The sequence below is a fragment of the Neopoerus faecalis genome, assembly GCF_029218125.1.
Taxonomy (GTDB): domain Bacteria; phylum Bacillota; class Clostridia; order Oscillospirales; family Oscillospiraceae; genus Oscillibacter; species Oscillibacter faecalis_A.
Map to the genome: position 1 here is coordinate 1 of NZ_JARFXX010000032.1, position 1162 is coordinate 1162.

At 52.1% G+C, this 1162-nt stretch carries 1 protein-coding gene, 2 pseudogenes and 1 other annotated feature; of the genes and pseudogenes, 1 reads left to right on the top strand and 2 read right to left on the bottom strand.

From position 1 onward, the window contains the following. A partial coding sequence (cysZ, locus tag PY311_RS12580) for a sulfate transporter CysZ (protein ID WP_286149037.1) occupies window positions 1-301 on the bottom strand: 301 nt, incomplete at its 3' end. Between the two features lie 80 nt (window positions 302-381). Beyond that, a pseudogene (locus tag PY311_RS12585) lies at window positions 382-660 on the bottom strand (IS91 family transposase); the annotation flags it as partial. Between the two features lie 52 nt (window positions 661-712). Between PY311_RS12585 and PY311_RS12590 the strand changes: the two are divergent. After that, window positions 713-1162: pseudogene (locus tag PY311_RS12590) on the top strand (transposase); the annotation flags it as partial. Continuing rightward, window positions 994-1110, top strand: a sequence feature (AL1L pseudoknot). Its footprint overlaps the pseudogene before it by 117 nt.

The following is a 1162-nucleotide window of genomic DNA, read 5'->3' on the forward strand; positions in this document are numbered from 1 at the left end:
TCATGATACCGAAAATTCCGGTATCTGGCGGTGTAGCGCCAGTCAGTCTTGCTTCCAGTTGTTCAGCCAATAAACCGTTGAACGGAGCAGCAATCCAGTTAGCAATCGTTGAGAAGAAATAGCCAAACACTAACAGCACAGAGATGACAGCCAGGGACCACAACAGATAGCTCAGCCATTGTAACCAGTCCGGAACATAACTCATGAGAGTCGGGATCCAGACATCGAGTTGCGTAAAGAGCCACCAGAATGCGCCCCCCATCAACAAAATATTGACCAGCAGCGGTAAAATAACCAGCATAATTTCTGCATGGTCGATTTTTATACCGTGACAGGCTGTTTTTTATACTTGCACCGATTCCCGGGCACACTTAGCCTGTGTCAGGCCGGCATATACCTCAGCAGACTGATATCCCGCGCGTTTTTCTTCAGCCCTGATACATTCAGCCCCGCAATGGCCCGGCGGTATACCATCCGGCCGCCGCACAGCACGCATTCGAACGGGTCACGACTCAGGAACTGTTTCACCATTTGTGCATAGCACACTTTCGCCACTGCTTCCGGTTTATCCATCCCCAGAGCACGGTACACCTGCGGCAGCTTCTCTCCACACACCCGGTTGGCAAGGAACCCGAAGTACCTCACCATCTTAAAAAACTGAACCGCCCCGGGAATCCTGGAGACTAAACTTCCTGAGAAAGAGGTAAACAGGATGACTAAAAATACTCGTTTTTCCCCCGAAGTCCGTCAGAGGGCGATTCGTATGGTTCTGGAAAGTCAGGGCGAATATGACTCACAATGGGCGACAATTTGTTCCATTGCCCCAAAGATTGGCTGTACACCGGAGACTCTGCGTGTCTGGGTACGCCAGCATGAGCGGGATACCGGAGGCGGTGATGGCGGGCTCACCACCGCTGAACGTCAGCGTCTGAAAGAGCTGGAACGTGAAAATCGTGAACTGCGCCGCAGTAACGATATCCTTCGCCAGGCTTCCGCTTATTTTGCGAAGGCGGAGTTCGACCGCCTCTGGAAAAAGTGATGCCACTGCTGGATAAGCTGCGTAAGCTGTACGGGGTCGGACCGGTATGCAGTGAACTACATATTGCCCCGTCAACTATTAGACGTCAACTAGTTTTGCCGACTCGCGCCAACTATACTGGCC